This window comes from Richelia sinica FACHB-800 (genome assembly GCF_014698825.1).
Lineage (GTDB): Bacteria > Cyanobacteriota > Cyanobacteriia > Cyanobacteriales > Nostocaceae > FACHB-800.
Genome location: NZ_JACJTT010000002.1, coordinates 162,376 through 181,393 on the forward strand (window position 1 = coordinate 162,376; position 19,018 = coordinate 181,393).

Genomic DNA, 19,018 nt, shown 5'->3' on the forward strand with positions numbered 1-19,018 from the left:
TATTATATTATTTGAATAGATATCTAACTCACAGCAAACTCCGTATATTTCCTAACTTCAGGCGCTTTAAACCCTAAAATAATATGTGATTTTGATATTCCCGCAGCAACCAAATCATTAGCAACCCCTTCCTCAGTTCCATCATGTTGAATCCAAACCTTACCATCAATTAAATCAAAATGTAATAAACATCCATAAATCCGATAACCATTTTCCCAACCAGTTTCTACTAATAAATAATGATCATTTTTTTCATCTAACACCACTTCTAGCTTCACCTGTGCATCATTACCAAAAAAATCCGCATATTCTACAAGAACATTTTTAATAATTTGACGATATTGAATAGTTAAGGAATCCATTTTACAATTACCTCCTGTTCAGCATCAAAACTAAATCAAAAAATCACACTATCTTCAATTAAATTTTTAACGAGATTATTCATTAAAAACTGCTTGATAATTACTTTGCCCAGTCAAATAAGAATTCATCTAACTCTTCAAAGACCGAAGTAAAGTAGTAGGACGAACAGTTTTTATAAATTCATACAAATGAGGATAATTTACAAAAATATAACGTTCATATTCGTACCAGTGCATTTCACCCTTTTCCTGGTTACAGTCTCGACAAATTACCCACAAGTTATTGAATTCCATTGATAGCCAAGGGTATTGTGAGCGAGGTAATTTATGATCAATAGTCTTACCACCCCTCTCAGAGTATTTATATCCACAAATTGGACAATACCAATCTGAATTCTTTCTCACCCATTCTTTACTCTCCTCAGTTGTTCCGCATTCTGCATCACCATTTACGTATCGCCAGATATCGAATTTTTTATAATTATCAAAATCATTGTCGGTGAGTTTGTGATATCGAGTTTTTCCTACTTTATCAATAAGTTTAAATAATTCGCCTAGTTGTTTATTTCCTAAATCCATACAATTTATATTTTGCTAGTTTTATATATTTTTTGATTTTTTGTTTTATGTTTACGTTTAAGCTGGTTATTACTCGAAAAATCAATTATTTCAATTTCCGTATCAGGAAAATGTTTATCTATTTCCTCGGCAATTTCATTGACTTCTTTCGCTAATTTACTATGAAAATCTTGTATCTCTTGATTACTAAAATATTTATTACCAATACGATCAGCTTCTAAAAATAATTCTTCAAGCGTAAGTTCTTTTAACTCACCCTTATCTAAAAAATCTTGGATTTTTTGGTACAGATTTATAACATTATCCCATCCAATATTTTTATAACCATTATTTTTTAACCAGATTTTATCGTGGGTATTTAATTTATTTTTTTTTTCTGAGTTATTACATTGAATTTGTCGATAACTCATTCCTTGAAATGTTTTCTTTTGTTTTTGGTGATGCATAAAATTAGTCACTTAGCCTAATGTTGCTTTAAATAGCTTAATAATACCCTTACGAATTTCACTATCTTCTAATTTCAATAATCCTTTCATCTCAATTGCTAACTTGAGCCTAACTTCATCAACTATATTTTTCAAAAGTTTATTCTCTTTTTGCAATTGTTGATTAGCATCATTTAATTGTTTATTATTAGAATTCAATGTAGATACTTTGGTTTTTAAAGTTTCTACTTCTGATGCGAAGTTTTTAATTTCTAGCTCAAGTGTATTCCTTTCTTCTTCTAATTGCTTCTTTCTAGATTCCATTGAAACTTTGGATAACTCCAAATTTTTAATGGCTGCTTCTAAGTCTAAATATTCAGATTTTAGTTTTAACAGCTTCTTTTCTGCTTGACTACGCAACCTGCCCAAAGAAGCATTATTTTGACCAAGATGAGAATTCTTTTGAGCGAATGATTCAACTAATTTGACTGCTATAGGCTCTATTTCCAGCAGATTCAGCAATCTTTCGCATTCATTTTGATCTAGTGCCTGACTGATATTCTTATTAATGCCATACTTTTCCTTTAGTGTAGTTTGTAGTTGGTCTTTTGATGCCATAAGTTATCCTCAATAATTAATCAACGCGATAATTTTCAACATTGATGCCCTATTACGGTATAATTTAGTGCCTTATTGTTATATTCAAAAGTGTGTAATCAAATTAATTTTAAGTAATATATGTATACAGTAGTTATATTTATAAGAGCGTTGCAACTGTATTAATACTGATTCATAAATTATTAACCAAGACTGCGTGGATAAAAACCTCATCCTTTCATCTCATCACCCAGAAAAATAAAGCATAATTAACCTTTATAACCATCAGCCAACACAGTAAATACACTATGAACACACAAACCAAGAACCAACCTATCCGCGTCGGAGTATTGGGTTTTGGTGGACTCGGCCAAGCAGCTGCTAAACTTCTCTCCAGTAAAAGAGAAATGATATTAGTTGCAGCCGCAGACCAAAAAGGCTACGCATACTCCACAGAAGGTTTAAATACAGATGCTTGCATCACCACTTACCAAAAACAAGGTTCCCTTGGCTATCTAGAACCAGTCGGCACATTAAGCAACAACAGCATTCAAGACTTAATTCAAGCCACTGGTGACGCTGTAGATGGCTATTTCCTGGCTTTACCCAACCTCCCCAACGACTTTATCCCCAATGTCGCTAAACAATTCATCCAAGCTGGTTGGAAGGGTGTGCTGGTGGATGCCATTAAACGCACCAGTGCAGTGGAACAACTTTTAGCCATGAAAGATGAACTGCAAGCAGCGGGAATTACATATATGACAGGCTGTGGTGCTACTCCTGGACTGTTAACTGCGGCTGCGGCTTTAGCTGCCCAAAGCTATGCCGAAATTCACAAAGTGGAAATTACCTTTGGTGTGGGTATTGCTAACTGGGAAGCTTACCGGGCTACTGTGCGGGAAGATATTGGACATATGCCTGGCTATACTGTAGAAGCTGCTAGAGCTATGACCGATGCAGAGGTAGAAGCATTACTAGATAAAACTAATGGTGTGCTGACCCTGGAAAATATGGAACACGCTGATGATGTGATGCTAGAAATAGCAGGAATTGTTGGACGGGACAGAGTGACTGTTGGTGGTGTAGTTGATACCCGCAACCCCAAAAAGCCCTTGAGTACCAATGTGAAGGTGACTGGACGCACTTTTGAAGGCAAAATTTCTACCCACACCTTTACTTTAGGAGATGAAACCAGTATGGCAGCTAATGTCTGCGGTCCTGCCTTTGGTTATCTCAAAGCTGGTCAAGAATTGCATCAACGGGGTATTCGTGGCTTATTCACTGCGGCGGAAATTATGCCGAAATTTGTCCGCTAGGTGACAGATGACAGGTGACAGGTGACAGGATGGATATATCTTTTAGCTTCTCTGTTCTCCTGCTCCCCTGCTGTTGTTATGCTGCCTAAGCTGGAGGAGTTTCTGAAGAGTAGGAATCGATAGAACTATCCTCTGACAAAACCATAGGTGTTTGCATCACAAAAGGCAAATCTGCACCACTCAAACCTCTTTGAATTCGTTCGGAGGTTTCTGGGAAAATGATAAATAGGGGGTAAATAGTTTCTGCACCTTCGCTAAAAATATGACTGTGACGGGGGTGCATGAGCCATTCATAATCTTTATCTAAACACACTTGGGTTTCTCGCCAACGCCCTAACAAATCGGAAAAGTCTTCATGGGGACGGTGAATAAACAGGAGAATTTCCACCCCTGTTTTGATTTTCCATTCAGGGTCACACATTAAAATGGCGATATCACAGGGTAAGCGGTGACTGTGGATGGTTTTGGTTTCCAAATCCCGTAAGCGGATAATGGGTAGAGGGATAGTAATGACGCTTTCATAGGGACGACGGAGACTAGGAATCATCTCTAGGTAGGGGCGGTGTTGCTTGAGGAGTGCGATCGCTGCCATATTATTGCTATACTCAGCCAAGCACGCTTCATAAAAGGATTTTTGTACAGGCATAATTCTTGATTTTTCAAAATATGATTCATATCTAAGTTATTAGTTATCAATCAGTCGCTGATAACTAATAACTTTATTTTTAGCCCAACTTTTCAAATACTTTAAACATGGGCAAGTACATCGCTAGTAGAATGGTTCCTACCATACCCCCTAGCACCACAATCATCAGTGGTTCTAACACACTAGTGAGAGATTTCACCGCCTGTTCTACTTCATCTTCATAGAAATCAGCTACTTTCATCAACATCGCATCTAACTCTCCAGTTTCCTCACCGATGCTAATCATCTGAATTGCCATCGGTGGAAAAACTTGCTCTTTCTGCAATGCCAAACTTATTACGCCACCTTGCTGCACTTCCATTTTCGCCGCATCAATGGCATTAGCAACCACTTGGTTACCAGATGTATCTCGGACAATTTCTAACGAAGTTAAAATTGGTACTCCAGAACGGGAAAGTGCACCAAAAGTCCGACTAAACCGAGCAACCGCAGATTTTTGAATCAAGTCACCAAACAAAGGCATTTTCAGAGATAGACGGTCAATTGTTTGCTTACCAACTGGAGTTTTGTAATATTGTTTGTAAGCAAAAATAAATACCATAATGCCAGCAATAATTACTAAAGACCACCAACTGCGTAATATTTGACTACAGGTCATCAAAAATTGTGTTAGTGCTGGTAATTCTGTTCCCAATTCTGTGAATATTTTCGCAAAAATGGGAATAAGAAAAACTGTCATCCCCACAAAAATTGCAGTTGCTAAAAAACCTACAACCATGGGATAAGACAAAGCCGATTTAATTTGGTTCTGTAACCTGGCAACGTCTTCCAACAACTTCGCTAGACGATTCAAAACTTCATCTAAAACCCCACCGATTTCTCCAGCTTGTACCATACTTACATACAAGCCATCAAAACAGTCGGGATGCTTCCGCATAGCATCCGATAGGTTAATCCCATTCTGAACATCAACACCGATTTCAATTAAAGCTTGCTTCAGTTTAGGATTACTGCATTGTTCACCCAGTACACCTAAACTTCTCACAATCGCTACACCTGCATTGACCAAGGCAGCAAATTGACGAGAAAAAACCGCTTTGTCTTTAACAGAAACCTTAACTAAAGAAGTTTGAAATTTTTGAAAATCAAACTTCGAGGCAAAACTCTGGGCTTCTTTCAGTTCTTGGACAACAAGACCTTGATCTCTGAGATTAGTACGAGCTTGGACAAGGGAATCAGCTGTCAATGTTTCTCTGCGAGATTTTCCTTGTGAGTCCCGGACACGAGCAACGTAGGTTGGCATAGATTAATAAATTCAAAATTCACAATTTCACAATTATTTAATGGGTGATTGGTAATGGGCAATTGGCAAAATTTTTGCCAAATCCCAATCCCTATTCACCTAAATTTAAAAATTTAATGTGCTCTGGATGCTGCACCAGATTTTGCTGCTGCCGGAGGAGCCGCAGAACCAATTAAGCGTTGGACTTCATCAGGTTTAGAAGTCTTAGACATTGCTGCTTCAAAAGATATAGAGCCATTTTTATACAAATCTGCTAACACTTTCTCCAAAGTTTGCATCCCTAATTTAGCTCCAGTTTGGATAGCTGAGTAAATTTGTGATGTTTTACCTTCACGAATCAGGTTAGAAATAGCAGGAGTGATTACCATGATTTCTTGAGCCATGACTCGACCATATTCCCCTGGTTTGGGGTTTTTCTTCGGTACTAGGGTTTGGCTGAATACTGCCACAAGGGAGTTAGACAACTGCACCCTAACTTGGGTTTGTTTTTCATGGGGGAAAACGTCAATAATCCGGTCAACAGTTTGGGCTGCCGAACTAGTGTGTAATGTACCAAATACTAAGTGACCTGTTTCTGCCGCAGAAATAGCCAAGGAAATTGTTTCTAAATCCCGCATTTCCCCTACCAGAATAATATCTGGGTCTTCCCGTAAAGCCGCTTTTAAAGCATTAGCAAAACTCTTAGTATCTTCACCCAGTTGACGTTGGTGAACTAGGCTTTTAATGGGTTCGTAAACAAATTCAATTGGGTCTTCTACCGTGAGAATATGTTCGGCTCTTGTGCGGTTAATTAAATCAATCATGGCCGCCAAGGTAGTGGTTTTTCCTGAGCCTGTGGGGCCAGTGACGAGAATTAAGCCTCTAGGCTTTTCCGACATTTCCCGTACTACATCCGGTAGACCTAGTTTTTCAAAGTTAGGAATTTTAGAACTTAATGCTCGTAAACAAGCTGCATATGTGCCACGTTCTTTATAGACGTTCACCCGAAAGCGAGCTAATCCTTTCACACCATAGGAACAATCTAATTCCCAGGTTTGTTCTAAGGTTTTACGCTGGGTGTTGTTGAGCATACTAAAAATCAGTCTTTGGCATTGATCAGCAGTGAGGGGTTGATCACCAATGGGAGTTAATTTACCACTAATCCGAAAATAGGGGGGCAATCCTGCGGATAGATGTAAGTCAGAACCACCCATTTCAATCAACTGCTCCATCAAATCTTCAATCATCAATTCCATAGTGTGGCTCCTGGTTAAGTGAATTGAGAATTTAAAATCTACTATCCGAAATAGGATGATTAGTCTGTAAATCGAGGTGTCAGACAGTAGGGACAATCTAACCACTCTGGTTTTAATTCGGCACTACAAGTCCGACATGTCAAGCCGCTTTTACGTCTGGCTTTTAATTCAGCTTCCAAACCGGTATCAGTGAATGTTACCCGTTCTACTTCTTCTAAGGTGGTAGAACCTTGACGAACTAAATCCAGACTGTAAGCCAACAAGGTTTTCATCCCTTCTTCAACGGCTACTTCCTTGATGCGTTCTGTGGGTGCTTCTTGGTTAATCAAGGTTTGGAGGTTTTCGGTGATCCGCATTACTTCATACACACCGCAACGTCCCTTATAACCAACTCCTCCGCAAGTTTGACAAACTTGATTTCTGGATTTAGCTTCTGCTAAGGACTCTGGTGGCACAACATTAGCTTTGTAAAAAGTAACACTTGTTTCTTGGGCAGCAGTGAGACCGTAGCGAGCTAGTTCTTCTGTAGTGGGAGTATAGGGGATACGACAATCAGAACATACACGACGCACCAGACGTTGTGCTAATACACCAATCAGAGAACTGGAAACCATGAAAGGCTCAATTCCCATTTCTCCCAAGCGAGCGATCGCGCCTGGAGCATCATTAGTGTGTAAAGTTGTTAATACTAAGTGTCCTGTAAGCGCAGCTTCAATCGCAGTTTTGGCGGTTTCCTTATCCCGTGTTTCACCCACCAGTAGCACATCTGGATCTTGTCGTAAGAATGCCCTTAATGCTGTTGCAAAATCCAACCCTTTTTCCCGAATTACTTGTACTTGAGTAATCCCCGGCAAACTATACTCAATTGGGTCTTCTACCGTACTGATGTTAATGCCTGGGTCGTTCTTTTCTGCCAATGCAGAATACAAAGAAGTGGTTTTACCAGAACCAGTAGGGCCTGTGACGAGAATCAACCCGAATGGTTTACTAACCATATCTTTGACTATTTGCAAAGTTTCTGGATCAGTAATTAACTTATTCAACCCTAATTGAGTAGAGGAATTATCCAAAATCCGCAAACATACCTTTTCCCCGTAGCGACTGGGTAAGGTATTGACCCGAAAGTCTACCTTTCTGCCTTCATACAGACGGCGAATACGTCCATCCTGAGGTAAACGTCGTTCTGCAATGTCTAGGTTAGAAATAATTTTAAATCGGGCTGTAACTGCGGGAATAACCTTTTTGGGTACAGGGGGAAAAGCTTCACGCAATACCCCATCTTTGCGAAAGCGAATACGTAAGTTTTCTTCTTGTGGTTCGATATGAATATCTGACACCTTATCTTGCAGGGCTTTAGCTAAGATGCGATTGACCAGACTGATGATGGGTGCATCTTCTGCATCCTTCATCGCTGCGGTCAGATCAACATCCATATCCTCCCCACTATCGTCCATGTCCAGACTTTCCAGATTCTCTAAATCTTGTTGAATGTCTGTGAACTTTTCCTGCTCTAGTTGTTTTTGGCGGACTGCTAACTCATCTAGATATTGATTAATTAGTTTTTGGTAATCCTCCTGGGTGATGACCATCCTTTGCAAAGCTAGGCCTTGAGGACGCAAAATCCGATTCAAATCATCAGAGGCTTCCAAGTTATCTGGATCAACCATCGCCACCAACACAGAAGGTGGGTTTTGGTCTTCATGCTTGGATAATGGCACCAAGCGATGACGACGACAGATATCCACAGGAATGAGGGTTTCAATCAAAGTCATCACCATTGCCGTGCCGACTTGATTGACTTCTGGGTCAAGGGACTCAACCCCGTAGAGGATTTTGAGTTCAAATAAATGCTGTTTTTTGTATTCCCTCAGAAACTCTGGTGAGAGTTGTCTGCCAGTAATAGACTCTAATACATCTGTCAACGGCCTACCAGATTTACGGCTTTCTATCAGTGCTTGCCGCATCTGTTCGTTATTGACATAGCCAGATTGAACTAGCTTATTACCGAAGGGAGAAAACTCTGTTCGTGTGGTTAGAGCGGTGCTGCGCCTTGGTTGTGACGAGTAAGTCATAAGCAATGGGTAGGGAAACCTCTTGTTACAGTATTCCCAAACTGGGGTATATATTACTCATTGATACTGTATAAAATTAAAGTTAAAAAGTATCTGATGTAAAAATTTTTATCTCCAGGAACAAAAAAGTCCCCAGATTAGACTTTCTACTCCTTCATACCGTAAAAGTGGCCAGTAAATTTCCCCAGACCCTGTGCCTTGTGACTCCTTACCGATACAAAGGCTAAAATTGGTAACTTTCAGTAGTCATTAGTTAAAAAACTGACTTATCATTTAGGACGATGGCTCTCCAACTGCTGACAAAATAATTTTTGTCCCAGTTGGAAAAGCGGATGGGGAATATACGGTAGGCGTTAGATACCCGATCGCTTGATTAATCCTTCAGCCATTTGTCCATGAGCGCAAGTTCCTGGAAATGTTGATTATCGTTCGGTTTACCGCCCTGAGATATTTGGCGCTAATATGTTCACCATTTGTCAAAATAGGAAAACGGTGATATTACTTCCAGGAAAATATCGGCATTCCTTCGAGTTGCCTCTACAAAACGTAACCAGTAACGGTTGCCAGATGTGGTGACACTCTGCCATCAACAGCACCTGGAATGAGTAGATAATCATGGATGAAAATAAACAGGTAAACAATACAAGCCAACAATTGGGTGAACCAATAGAGGTACAGCAAGCAATGAATAGCGACTCCCCAGCCGAAATAAACTCTAACGAATTTGGCAGCGAGGTGACTGAGCCAGTGTCAGATCCAACCAATGTAGTGGGAGAAACTACACTCACACCAGAAAGCGAAGTCGCTGCGGTCGAAACAAACGAAGTAGATACGGCGGCTATAGCAGAATTAACTCAACAGGTTGAGTCGCTCAGAGCACAACTAGATGAGCGTAACTCTCTGTATATGCGAATTGCCGCAGATTTCGAGAACTACCGTAAACGCACACAAAAAGAAAAAGAAGAAACTGAACAACAGGTAAAACGCAACACAATCAATGAGTTATTACCTGTAGTAGATAATTTCGAGCGTGCGCGCGCCCATCTCAAGCCCCAAACCGATAGTGAGATGACAATTCACAAAAGCTATCAAGGGGTTTATAAACAATTAGTAGATAGTTTAAAAAGATTAGGTGTTTCCCCCATGCGTCCTGAAGGTCAGGAATTTGACCCCAACCTCCATGAAGCTGTTTTACGGGAACCCACAGACGAACATCCAGAGGGAACGGTGCTAGAAGAATTAGTCCGTGGCTATTATTTAGGCGATCGCGTACTGCGTCATGCCATGGTCAAGGTAGCAGCACCCAAAGAAGACACACCTCCCACCTCAGACCAAGAGTTGAGTCAGGACAACAGTTAAACTGTGATCGACTTTTGAACAGCATAGGCTGAGTCCTACTCTAGTTCCAGGGAAAATCGCACGCATATCTCAAGGATAGGGCTGTTGACGGTTTGCTAAAGTTTAGCAGCCCCCCTTCGGTAGTAGAAGCCAAAAGCATAACATCATAAATTTACAAATTTAAGGTAACAATTATGCTAAAGACAGTATATTTTCACTGCTATGAAACGCTATGATTGATACAATACTTATATTCCGCTTCTAGACGAACATAAAGAAAAGATATTCTGCGAAACATCACGGTAAAAGCACTCAATATTTAAGACATTGAAGTTATGGGAAAAGTTATCGGGATCGACTTAGGCACCACTAACAGTTGTGTCGCAGTTTTAGAAGCTGGTCAACCAATAGTGATTGCCAATTCTGAAGGAGGACGTACCACTCCCAGTATTGTCGGATTTGGCAAAAGCGGTGAGCGCCTAGTTGGTCAACTAGCCAAACGACAAGCGGTTACTAATGCAGAAAACACAGTTTACAGTATTAAACGCTTTATTGGTCGTAGATGGGAAGATACTGAAATAGAACGTAGCCGTGTTCCCTATAACTGTGTCAAAGGTCGCGACGATACCGTTGATGTGCAGATTCGCGGTAAAAACTTTACACCCCAAGAAATATCCGCCATGATCCTGCAAAAACTCAAACAGGATGCGGAAAGTTTTTTAGGCGAAGCAGTTACCCAAGCAGTGATTACCGTACCAGCCTATTTTACAGATGCCCAAAGACAAGCTACCAAAGACGCTGGCACCATAGCTGGGCTGGAAGTTCTACGGATTATCAATGAACCCACCGCGGCTGCCTTAGCCTTCGGTTTAGAAAAACAAGACCAAGAACAAATAATTTTAGTGTTTGACCTTGGTGGTGGCACCTTTGATGTTTCCATTCTCCAACTAGGAGATGGTGTTTTTGAAGTCAAAGCTACCTGTGGGAACAACCACCTGGGTGGAGATGACTTTGACAACTGTATTGTGTGTTGGATGGTCGATAACTTTAAAGACCAGGAAAATATCGACATATCCCAAGACAAAATGGCCCTACAGCGCCTGCGCGAGGCAGCAGAAAAGGCCAAAATCGAACTCTCCAGCATGATCAGTACCTCCATTAACTTGCCCTTTATTACCGCTGATGCCACAGGTCCCAAGCATCTAGAAATGGAACTGAGCCGTGCCAAATTTGAAGAACTCACAAAACATTTAATTGCTGGCACCATCGAACCGATGATCCAAGCCCTCAAAGATGCAGACTTAAAACCGCAAAATATCGACAGAATTATTTTAGTTGGTGGTTCTACTCGCATTCCTGCTGTTCAAAATGCCTTAATTAAGTTCTTCAATGGCAAAACCCCTGACCGTTCCGTTAACCCTGATGAAGCGGTAGCATTAGGTGCAGCCATTCAAGCTGGGGTATTGGGTGGAGAAGTAGATACCCTACTGTTATTAGATGTTACTCCTCTATCTTTAGGAGTAGAAACCTTAGGGGAAGTATTCACCAAAATTATTGAGCGCAACACCACCATTCCCACCAGTGGCTCGAAAATCTTTTCCACTGCTGTTGATGGACAATCTTCCGTGGAAATTCATGTGCTTCAGGGAGAACGTGCCATGGCTAGGGATAACAAAAGCCTGGGTAGGTTTTTCCTCACAGGTATTCCCCCAGCACCACGTAACGTGCCGCAAATTGAAGTGATATTTGAAATAGACGTAAATGGAATTTTGAAGGTCTCTGCCCAAGATAAAGGCACAGGTAGAGAGCAAAGTATCCGCATTACTAGTACAGGCGGTTTAAGTTCTAATGAAGTAGAACGGATGCGCCAACAAGCAGAATTATTTGCAGAAGAAGATAAAAAACGTAAAGAACAGGTGGAACTGAAAAACCAAGCAGACAACCTGTTGTTGAGTTATGCTTCTACATTAAAAAGTAATGGCAATTTAATTAGTGAAACCCTAAAAACCTTAGCCGATGAAAAAGCTGCTCAATTACAAGCAGCAATGGAAAGTCCCTCTTTGTCCACAGCCTTCTTTAAACAGTTATTAGATGATTTCCAACAAACCTTATTTGCCATTGGTGCAGATGTTTATAAACGAGTTAGTAATCAATCAGCAGAGGAAGAATCGATAGAAATAGAGGAATCTGGGGATCTTTCCTTTACGCCCGAACAAATAGAAGAGGATGAAGAGGACGCGGCGATGAATGGCACCCTAATTCCCCAATTTAACTTCGATTTTGATGGAGACAGCACTGCACAGGCTGATTATGAAGCTATAGACTGAAGAAGAAAGAAGCTATAAACCAAGACTTCTCTCACATTTTTTGTTAAATTGTAAAGGCAAATGAAGTGATTGTAAAAAATCTGTTATCACAGATGCACCCAAAATGGCATGGGTGGGTTTCCACACCTAATTAGACGGCTAGTCCCTCTGGTTGATAGGCGTGGTTTTGATCACCTAAGTAGCACAATTGTAAAAGAGATAGCCTCAATTAGTGAAAAATCTATAGACTACAAAGCGGCTACCCGTCAGGGTGGGTTTACCTGCTGCTCATGATACTTCTGCTTTCTTCCTTCTAACTTTTACCCTTGCTATATGGCCCGCGACTATTATGAAACTCTGGGTGTCTCTCGTGACGCCGACAAAGAAGAAATTAAACAAGCATACCGTCGATTAGCCCGGAAGTATCACCCAGATGTGAACAAAGAACCGGGGGCGGAAGAGCGGTTTAAGGAAATCAACCGCGCCTATGAAGTTCTGTCTGAGCCAGAAACCCGTGCTCGTTATGATCGCTTTGGTGAAGCTGGTGTGTCTGGTGCCGCTGGTGCAGGTTTCCAAGATATGGGTGACATGGGTGGTTTTGCCGATATCTTTGAAAGCATTTTCAGTGGCTTTGCTGGCGGTGGTATGGGTGGACAAACTCAGCAAAGACGACGCAGTGGGCCAGTCCGGGGTGATGACCTCAGACTAGATTTAAAATTAGACTTTCGGGAAGCAGTATTTGGTGGAGAAAAGGAAATTCGCATTTCCCATTTAGAAACCTGTGAAGTTTGCAACGGTTCTGGTGCTAAACCAGGAACTCGCCCCAAAACCTGTGCAACTTGTAGTGGTTCTGGTCAGGTGAGACGTGTCACCAGAACTCCTTTTGGTAGCTTTACCCAAGTTTCCACCTGTCCCACCTGTAACGGTACAGGCACAGTAGTGGAAGATAAATGTGATGCTTGTGATGGTAAAGGTGCTAATCAAGTTACCAAGAAATTGAAAATCACCATTCCGGCTGGTGTGGACAACGGCACAAGACTACGCATTTCCCAAGAAGGAGATGCGGGTCAACGGGGAGGTCCACCAGGTGATTTGTATGTCTACCTATTTGTCAATGAAGACGAAGAATTCCACCGCGATGGAATTAATGTCCTTTCGGAAATTAAAATCAGCTATCTCCAAGCGATTTTAGGTTGCCGTTTGGAAGTAGAAACGGTAGATGGGCCAGTAGAACTCATTATTCCTGCTGGTACACAACCCAATACAGTGATGAAGTTGGAAAATCGCGGTGTACCCCGATTAGGTAACCCTGTCAGCCGGGGTGACCATTTGTTGACCGTGTTAATTGATATTCCCACCAAAATCTTACCGGAGGAAAGAGAACTGCTGGAGAAGCTAGCTAAAATTAAGGGAGACCGCACTGGTAAAGGTGGAATAGAAGGTTTTTTGGGAAATTTATTTAAGTAATGAGTGTATCTTCCTTATCAACTCCCGATGGCCAGCTAGACTTACGTGGCACTCCTTGTCCAATTAATTTTGTGCGGACAAAATTACGGTTGGAAAAGATGCCACCGGGTAGTCTATTAGAAGTTTGGTTAGATGCAGGGGAGCCAATTGAACAAGTCCCTGATAGCCTGAAAATGGCAGGTTATCAGGTAGAAAACATTGCTGACTGCTCTGGTTATTTTTCCCTATTAGTCCGTCGTCCATCTGCATGAAAGGGGAAATTACTGCTACTAACGGACAGTTATTGGGGACAGTCTTAGCTGTACAGGCGAATTTCTATCGAGTACAACTAGATACATTAGGGGTTGATAACGAGTTACATTCCCCGATGCTTCTGTGTACCCGCAGAACTCGCCTGAAAAAAATTGGTCAGCAAGTGATGGTGGGCGATCGCGTGGTGGTGGAAGAACCAGACTGGTTGGGGGGTAGGGGTGCAGTTGCTGATGTTTTACCTCGTCGCAGTCAATTAGACCGTCCAGCGATCGCTAATGTGAATCAGATTCTCCTGGTCTTTGCTGTGGCTGACCCACCCCTAGAACCTTTCCAGTTGAGCAGATTTTTAATTAAGGCCGAGTCCACTGGTTTGGATGTGGTTCTGTGCTTGAATAAAAGTGATTTGATTAGCCCCCAGGCACAACAGGAAATTAGCGATCGCCTCGGTGTTTGGGGTTATCAACCTCTGTTTATTAGTGTCCAGCAAGGGTTGAATGTTCAACCCATTGGCGATTATTTGCAGCAAAAAATTACAGTTATTGCTGGTCCTTCCGGTGTGGGAAAATCCAGCTTGATTAACTTGCTGATTCCTGACGCTAACCTGCGGGTAGGAGAGGTGTCTGGGAAATTAGCTCGTGGTCGCCATACCACCCGCCATGTAGAATTATTTGAATTACCGAGTGGGGGTTTGCTAGCAGATACTCCTGGCTTCAATCAACCAGATTTAGACTGCGACCCAGAAGAATTAGTACATTATTTCCCAGAAGCGCGAGCAAGGCTAGCTGAGGGTAGTTGTCGGTTTACTGATTGTTTGCATCGGGATGAGCCTGATTGCGTCGTCAGAGGCGATTGGGAACGCTATGAACATTATCTAGAGTTTTTGGAACAGGCGATCGCTAGGCAAACACTTCTTAATCAACAAGCAGACCCAGAATCTAGCCTCAAATTAAAAACTAAGGGCAAAGGGGAAAATAAATACGAACCTAAACTAGAAACTAAAAAATATCGTCGCGTTTCCCGTCGTTCCCAAGTTCAGAGTGTACGTAACTGGGACGAGGAAAGTGAAGATGAATAAATTTAAAGCTAAATATTAACAATTAAAAAATCAAGTTGGCAGAAAATTTCCTCCTGTGAGTAGAAGCGAATGAACACTAAAAGGTAGATGAGTAAAGGAAATGCTTGTGTGTAGAAGGTATAGAAGTGAAAGAGGAATTCAGAACAACCACGGCCAAATTAAATAAACTAACTTCACAAAACCGATATCATCTTAAAATATTGTTAATTTCCCCAACTCCTTGACCTGCAAATCTACCAATAAAAAACTACAATTATGTCTATAGGCTACGTCGCGCTTGTACTCCACGCACACCTGCCCTTCGTTCGTCACCCAGAAAGTGATTATGTGCTGGAAGAGGAATGGCTCTATGAAGCCATTACGGAAACGTATATTCCTTTACTGAAAGTATTTGAGGGTTTAAAGCGAGACGGCATTGATTTTAAAATCACGATGAGTATGACACCACCCCTCGTGTCTATGCTGCGTGACCCCTTGCTGCAAGAGCGTTATGATGCTCACTTGGCTCAATTAGAAGAACTGATAGAATTAGAAGCAGAGCGAAATATCCATAATGGGCATCTTCGTTATTTAGCAGAGCATTACGCAACTGAATTTAATGAAGCACGGGAGTTATGGGAACGTTATAACGGTGATTTAGTAACAGCTTTTAAACAATTTCAAGATACCAATAACTTAGAAATTATTACTTGCGGTGCCACTCACGGTTATTTACCGTTGATGAAAATGTATCCCCAAGCCGTTTGGGCGCAAATCCAGGTAGCATGTGAACATTATCAGGAAACATTTGGTCAAGCACCAAGAGGGATTTGGCTACCAGAATGTGCCTATTATGAGGGTTTAGAGCGGATGCTGGCGGATGCTGGCTTACGCTATTTCCTCACTGATGGTCATGGTATTCTCTATGCCCGTCCCCGTCCTCGTTTTGGTACTTATGCCCCCATTTTTACAGAAACTGGTGTAGCAGCCTTTGGTCGCGACCACGAATCTTCTCAACAGGTATGGTCTTCTGAGGTTGGTTATCCTGGTGCGGCAGAATATCGGGAATTTTACAAGGACTTGGGTTGGGAAGCTGAGTATGAGTACATTAAGCCCTACATTATGCCCAATGGACAGCGTAAAAATACGGGAATCAAGTATCATAAAATCACAGGTCGTGGTTTAGGGCTGTCTGATAAAGCCCTCTATGACCCTTATTGGGCAAGGGAGAAGGCGGCAGAACATGCTGCCAACTTCATGTATAATCGAGAACGACAATCTGAGCATTTACATGGGATTATGGGAAGACCACCTGTAATTGTTTCTCCCTATGATGCGGAATTATTTGGTCATTGGTGGTATGAGGGCCCTTGGTTTATCGATTACCTGTTCCGTAAGTCTTGGTATGACCAAAAAACATATCAAATGACCCATTTAGCAGATTATTTACGGGAGAACCCAACTCAGCAGGTTTGTCGTCCTTCCCAGTCGAGTTGGGGTTACAAAGGCTTCCATGAATATTGGTTAAATGATACCAATGCTTGGATTTATCCTCATTTGCACAAAGCTGCGGAACGGATGATTGAAATTTCTCAGTTAGAACCGGAGGATGAGTTGCAGTGGAAGGCTTTAAATCAAGCAGCAAGGGAGTTGCTTTTAGCACAATCTTCTGACTGGGCTTTTATTATGCGGACAGGAACAATGGTTCCCTATGCGGTGAGAAGAACGCGATCGCACTTAATGCGGTTTAATAAAATCTATGAAGATGTGAAAGTGGGTAAAGTGGATAGCGGGTGGTTGGAAAAAGTCGAGTTAATGGATAATATTTTCCCCAATATTAACTATCGGGTTTATCGTCCTTTATAGTCTGGTGATGGGTGGGGATAGATTCAAATATCTCCAGAAATTAAATATGCGTTTCCCATAACCCTGGTAGAGACGTTACATGTAACGTCTCTACCAGATGTCTAATATTTTTCACTTCCAGCTTGGATAACTGCATCTACTGGTGAAGAAACTGTGATAGATTCGGAGCGATCGTATTTTTTTTCCTTGTCATCGACTTTCCAAGTGCTATTTTTTTCAGCTTTAACCACAAATTTAAAACTGGGATATGATGTAGCTTTATGGACACGATATCTATAGGGTATTTGAATTAAATAAGTTTCTGTCACACCATTTTCACATTGCCGATAATCAGGCTTGTTAGGAATTTGTTGACAATAAGCACCAAATTGGTCTTCTCCATCAATTAATATTATTTGCAAATCAGCCACAGTTAAAGTTTTGGGAATCACTCCTCGTTGATTTCTCCCATCTGTCATTTCTTGATTTAACTGTAATAATTTTTGGTGAAACTTTGATTTAGGGTCGTTAGCTTGCTGCAAAAAAGCCTTGATTACGTTTTGTTTTAAGGAATTTACCCCTGCTACTATAGTTGATTGATTTCCTTGTACAGGTAAGCAATTAGTCAACCACAACAGTGAAGATGTACCTACGAGGAGAGAAAAAAGCTGATTCTGCATAGATTACAACTAAAGGGATTTCATGTAAATGCGATCGCACCTTTTTGTTTCTACACCTGTAGCGGGTATATAACCATTGTTTTCATACAATTTAACCGCTGCTGTTAACACACTGGCAGTTTCAATCCAAATTTGCTCAAAACCACGTTTAGCTATAGCTAATTCTAGTTGTTGTAATAAATACTTGCCTAGACCACAACCCCGCGCAATTGGTAAAAGATACATTTTACGAATTTCTACAGCGTTTTGACCGCGATGAATAGGATAATATGCACTAGTACCAACTACTTGGTTTTTGTGTTCAATCACCCAAAATTCACCCCCTGTATTTAAGTAATATTTTTCTACTTCTAATACATCTTGATCAGCCCCCTCAGGTTCCCAACTTAAACCATATTCTGAAAGTACAGAACTAATTACGGCTGCGGCTTGGTGGCGATTTTCTGCCTGCCAATTCCGAATTAAAAAATCTTGATAATATTGGTTCATCTTTTGTATAACAAATATCTTTACTAATTCTTTAAAAATGTATTCTGATTGATAAAGATTAAGTAAAGCTGGACATAGATTTATTGGTATTTATGCTTGTATATGCTTTTATTGTATCAATAATAAAATAACATAAACTTATGTTAGTTTTACCTAGACTTCAATCTATAAATGAATATAATCAGGATTTATTTACAGCTAATCACTCATCTTGGCAAGCGGGAATTTGTTTAATTAGCTATGGTGTACGTATTGGTATCCGTGTAAATGTACCAAAAATATTAGAACGTCTGATAGAATACCTTCCACCAGGATGGGAATCATCACCATCGTCTGAAGTCGATAAGCTTTATTCACTAATTGTTTACCAAGAAACTAATAATTCTGATTCTCTACTTTACTACAAACTTTATTTTGACCAGGAAGAGTTAATTAACACTACAGACATTGAAGATGTCTTTGAAACCTTAGACTCTGAATTGCGTTTGCAAGTAGGTATTGCAGTTAAAGATTGGCTTTTTGTTCATGCAGGTGTAGTAGGTTGGCGTGGTAAAGCCATAGTTATTCCTGGACGCAGTTTCAGTGGCAAAACCACTTTGGTAGCTGCGTTGGTAAAAGCAGGTGCAAGTTACTACTCTGATGAATATGCGGTATTGGATGCTAATGGACTTGTTCATCCCTATCCGAGACGTTTATCTATAAGGCAAGGAGAAGGTGAGCGAGTAAAACGGTGTTCAGTAGAAGAACTGAAAGGTACAGCAGGAACAGAACCTTTACCAGTAGGTTTAATTGTTCATGTTCAGTATCAATCAGGGGTGCAGTGGTGTCCAAAACCGATGTCTTCAGGACATGGGGTACTGGCACTGTTGGATAACACAATTGTTGCAAGTCTTCGTCCTGATTTTGCCCTGCCTATTTTGGCAAGTGCTGTTTCTGGTGCTTTATGTCTGGAAGGGACACGGGGGGAAGCAGAAGATGTAGCTATGGCATTATTGCAACAATTAGAAGATTAATTTTTTGTCAGCTTTAAAAATTCATTTATTAACTTAGGA

The 19,018-nt window shown here is 40.9% G+C and carries 18 protein-coding genes; 8 read left to right on the forward strand and 10 right to left on the reverse strand.

Annotated features, from left to right (window positions below):
• Nucleotides 1-23: 23 nt before the first annotated feature.
• The 4 genes from H6G73_RS02560 to H6G73_RS02575 all read right to left on the reverse strand — a co-directional run bounded on the left by H6G73_RS02560 (nt 24) and on the right by H6G73_RS02575 (nt 1,984).
• Nucleotides 24-362, reverse strand: coding sequence for a XisI protein (locus H6G73_RS02560; protein WP_190601378.1), 339 nt, complete (start codon nt 360-362; stop codon nt 24-26).
• A 129-nt stretch (nt 363-491) separates the two neighbouring features.
• Entirely contained in the window at nt 492-941 is a 450-nt protein-coding gene (locus H6G73_RS02565) for an HNH endonuclease (RefSeq protein ID WP_190601379.1), read from the reverse strand.
• 5 nt (nt 942-946) lie between these two features.
• Entirely contained in the window at nt 947-1,399 is a 453-nt protein-coding gene (locus H6G73_RS02570; protein ID WP_244997441.1) for a hypothetical protein, read from the reverse strand.
• Entirely contained in the window at nt 1,400-1,984 is a 585-nt protein-coding gene (locus tag H6G73_RS02575) for a hypothetical protein (protein WP_190601380.1), read from the reverse strand.
• Nucleotides 1,985-2,271: 287 nt separating this feature from the next.
• Between H6G73_RS02575 and bioU the strand changes: the two genes are divergently transcribed.
• Entirely contained in the window at nt 2,272-3,279 is a 1,008-nt protein-coding gene (bioU, locus tag H6G73_RS02580) for a (S)-8-amino-7-oxononanoate synthase BioU (protein ID WP_190601381.1), read from the forward strand.
• Between the two features lie 85 nt (nt 3,280-3,364).
• Here the strand turns inward: bioU and H6G73_RS02585 are convergent, their stop codons facing one another.
• The 4 genes from H6G73_RS02585 to H6G73_RS02600 form a co-directional block, all read right to left on the reverse strand.
• Complete coding sequence (locus H6G73_RS02585) at nt 3,365-3,925, reverse strand: hypothetical protein (protein ID WP_190601382.1); 561 nt, start codon at nt 3,923-3,925, stop codon at nt 3,365-3,367.
• 79 nt (nt 3,926-4,004) lie between these two features.
• A complete protein-coding gene (locus H6G73_RS02590) occupies nt 4,005-5,228 on the reverse strand; it encodes a type II secretion system F family protein (RefSeq protein WP_190601383.1) in 1,224 nt (407 codons plus the stop codon).
• Between the two features lie 113 nt (nt 5,229-5,341).
• Nucleotides 5,342-6,463, reverse strand: a complete 1,122-nt coding sequence (locus H6G73_RS02595; RefSeq protein ID WP_190601384.1) for a type IV pilus twitching motility protein PilT — start codon at nt 6,461-6,463, stop codon at nt 5,342-5,344.
• Between the two features lie 59 nt (nt 6,464-6,522).
• The gene (locus H6G73_RS02600; RefSeq protein ID WP_190601385.1) at nt 6,523-8,535 is read right to left on the reverse strand and encodes a GspE/PulE family protein; all 2,013 of its coding nucleotides are present in this window, start codon (nt 8,533-8,535) and stop codon (nt 6,523-6,525) included.
• A 612-nt stretch (nt 8,536-9,147) separates the two neighbouring features.
• Between H6G73_RS02600 and grpE the strand changes: the two genes are divergently transcribed.
• The 6 genes from grpE (at nt 9,148) to H6G73_RS02630 (ending at nt 16,818) form a co-directional block, all read left to right on the forward strand.
• On the forward strand, nt 9,148-9,894 hold the full coding sequence (grpE, locus tag H6G73_RS02605) for a nucleotide exchange factor GrpE (RefSeq protein ID WP_190601564.1): 747 nt from the start codon (nt 9,148-9,150) through the stop codon (nt 9,892-9,894).
• 314 nt (nt 9,895-10,208) lie between these two features.
• A complete protein-coding gene (dnaK, locus tag H6G73_RS02610) occupies nt 10,209-12,200 on the forward strand; it encodes a molecular chaperone DnaK (RefSeq protein ID WP_190601386.1) in 1,992 nt (663 codons plus the stop codon).
• Between the two features lie 312 nt (nt 12,201-12,512).
• Nucleotides 12,513-13,646 carry a molecular chaperone DnaJ gene (gene dnaJ, locus H6G73_RS02615; protein ID WP_190601387.1) on the forward strand — a complete coding sequence of 378 codons (1,134 nt, stop codon included), beginning with the start codon at nt 12,513-12,515 and terminating at the stop codon, nt 13,644-13,646.
• The gene (locus H6G73_RS02620; protein WP_190601388.1) at nt 13,646-13,897 is read left to right on the forward strand and encodes a sulfurtransferase TusA family protein; all 252 of its coding nucleotides are present in this window, start codon (nt 13,646-13,648) and stop codon (nt 13,895-13,897) included. Before dnaJ ends, H6G73_RS02620 begins: the two co-directional genes overlap by 1 nt.
• Entirely contained in the window at nt 13,894-14,973 is a 1,080-nt protein-coding gene (gene rsgA, locus H6G73_RS02625; protein WP_190601389.1) for a small ribosomal subunit biogenesis GTPase RsgA, read from the forward strand. Before H6G73_RS02620 ends, rsgA begins: the two co-directional genes overlap by 4 nt.
• A 255-nt stretch (nt 14,974-15,228) precedes the next feature.
• Nucleotides 15,229-16,818, forward strand: a complete 1,590-nt coding sequence (locus tag H6G73_RS02630; RefSeq protein ID WP_190601390.1) for a glycoside hydrolase family 57 protein — start codon at nt 15,229-15,231, stop codon at nt 16,816-16,818.
• Between the two features lie 101 nt (nt 16,819-16,919).
• Here H6G73_RS02630 and H6G73_RS02635 read toward each other — a convergent pair whose 3' ends face one another.
• Complete coding sequence (locus H6G73_RS02635; protein ID WP_190601391.1) at nt 16,920-17,477, reverse strand: hypothetical protein; 558 nt, start codon at nt 17,475-17,477, stop codon at nt 16,920-16,922.
• Between the two features lie 9 nt (nt 17,478-17,486).
• The gene (locus tag H6G73_RS02640; protein WP_190601392.1) at nt 17,487-17,966 is read right to left on the reverse strand and encodes a GNAT family N-acetyltransferase; all 480 of its coding nucleotides are present in this window, start codon (nt 17,964-17,966) and stop codon (nt 17,487-17,489) included.
• A gap of 140 nt (nt 17,967-18,106) precedes the next feature.
• Here H6G73_RS02640 and H6G73_RS02645 point away from each other — a divergent pair, with 140 nt between their 5' ends.
• Entirely contained in the window at nt 18,107-18,979 is an 873-nt protein-coding gene (locus H6G73_RS02645) for a hypothetical protein (RefSeq protein ID WP_190601393.1), read from the forward strand.
• The last annotated feature ends 39 nt before the right edge of the window (nt 18,980-19,018 follow it).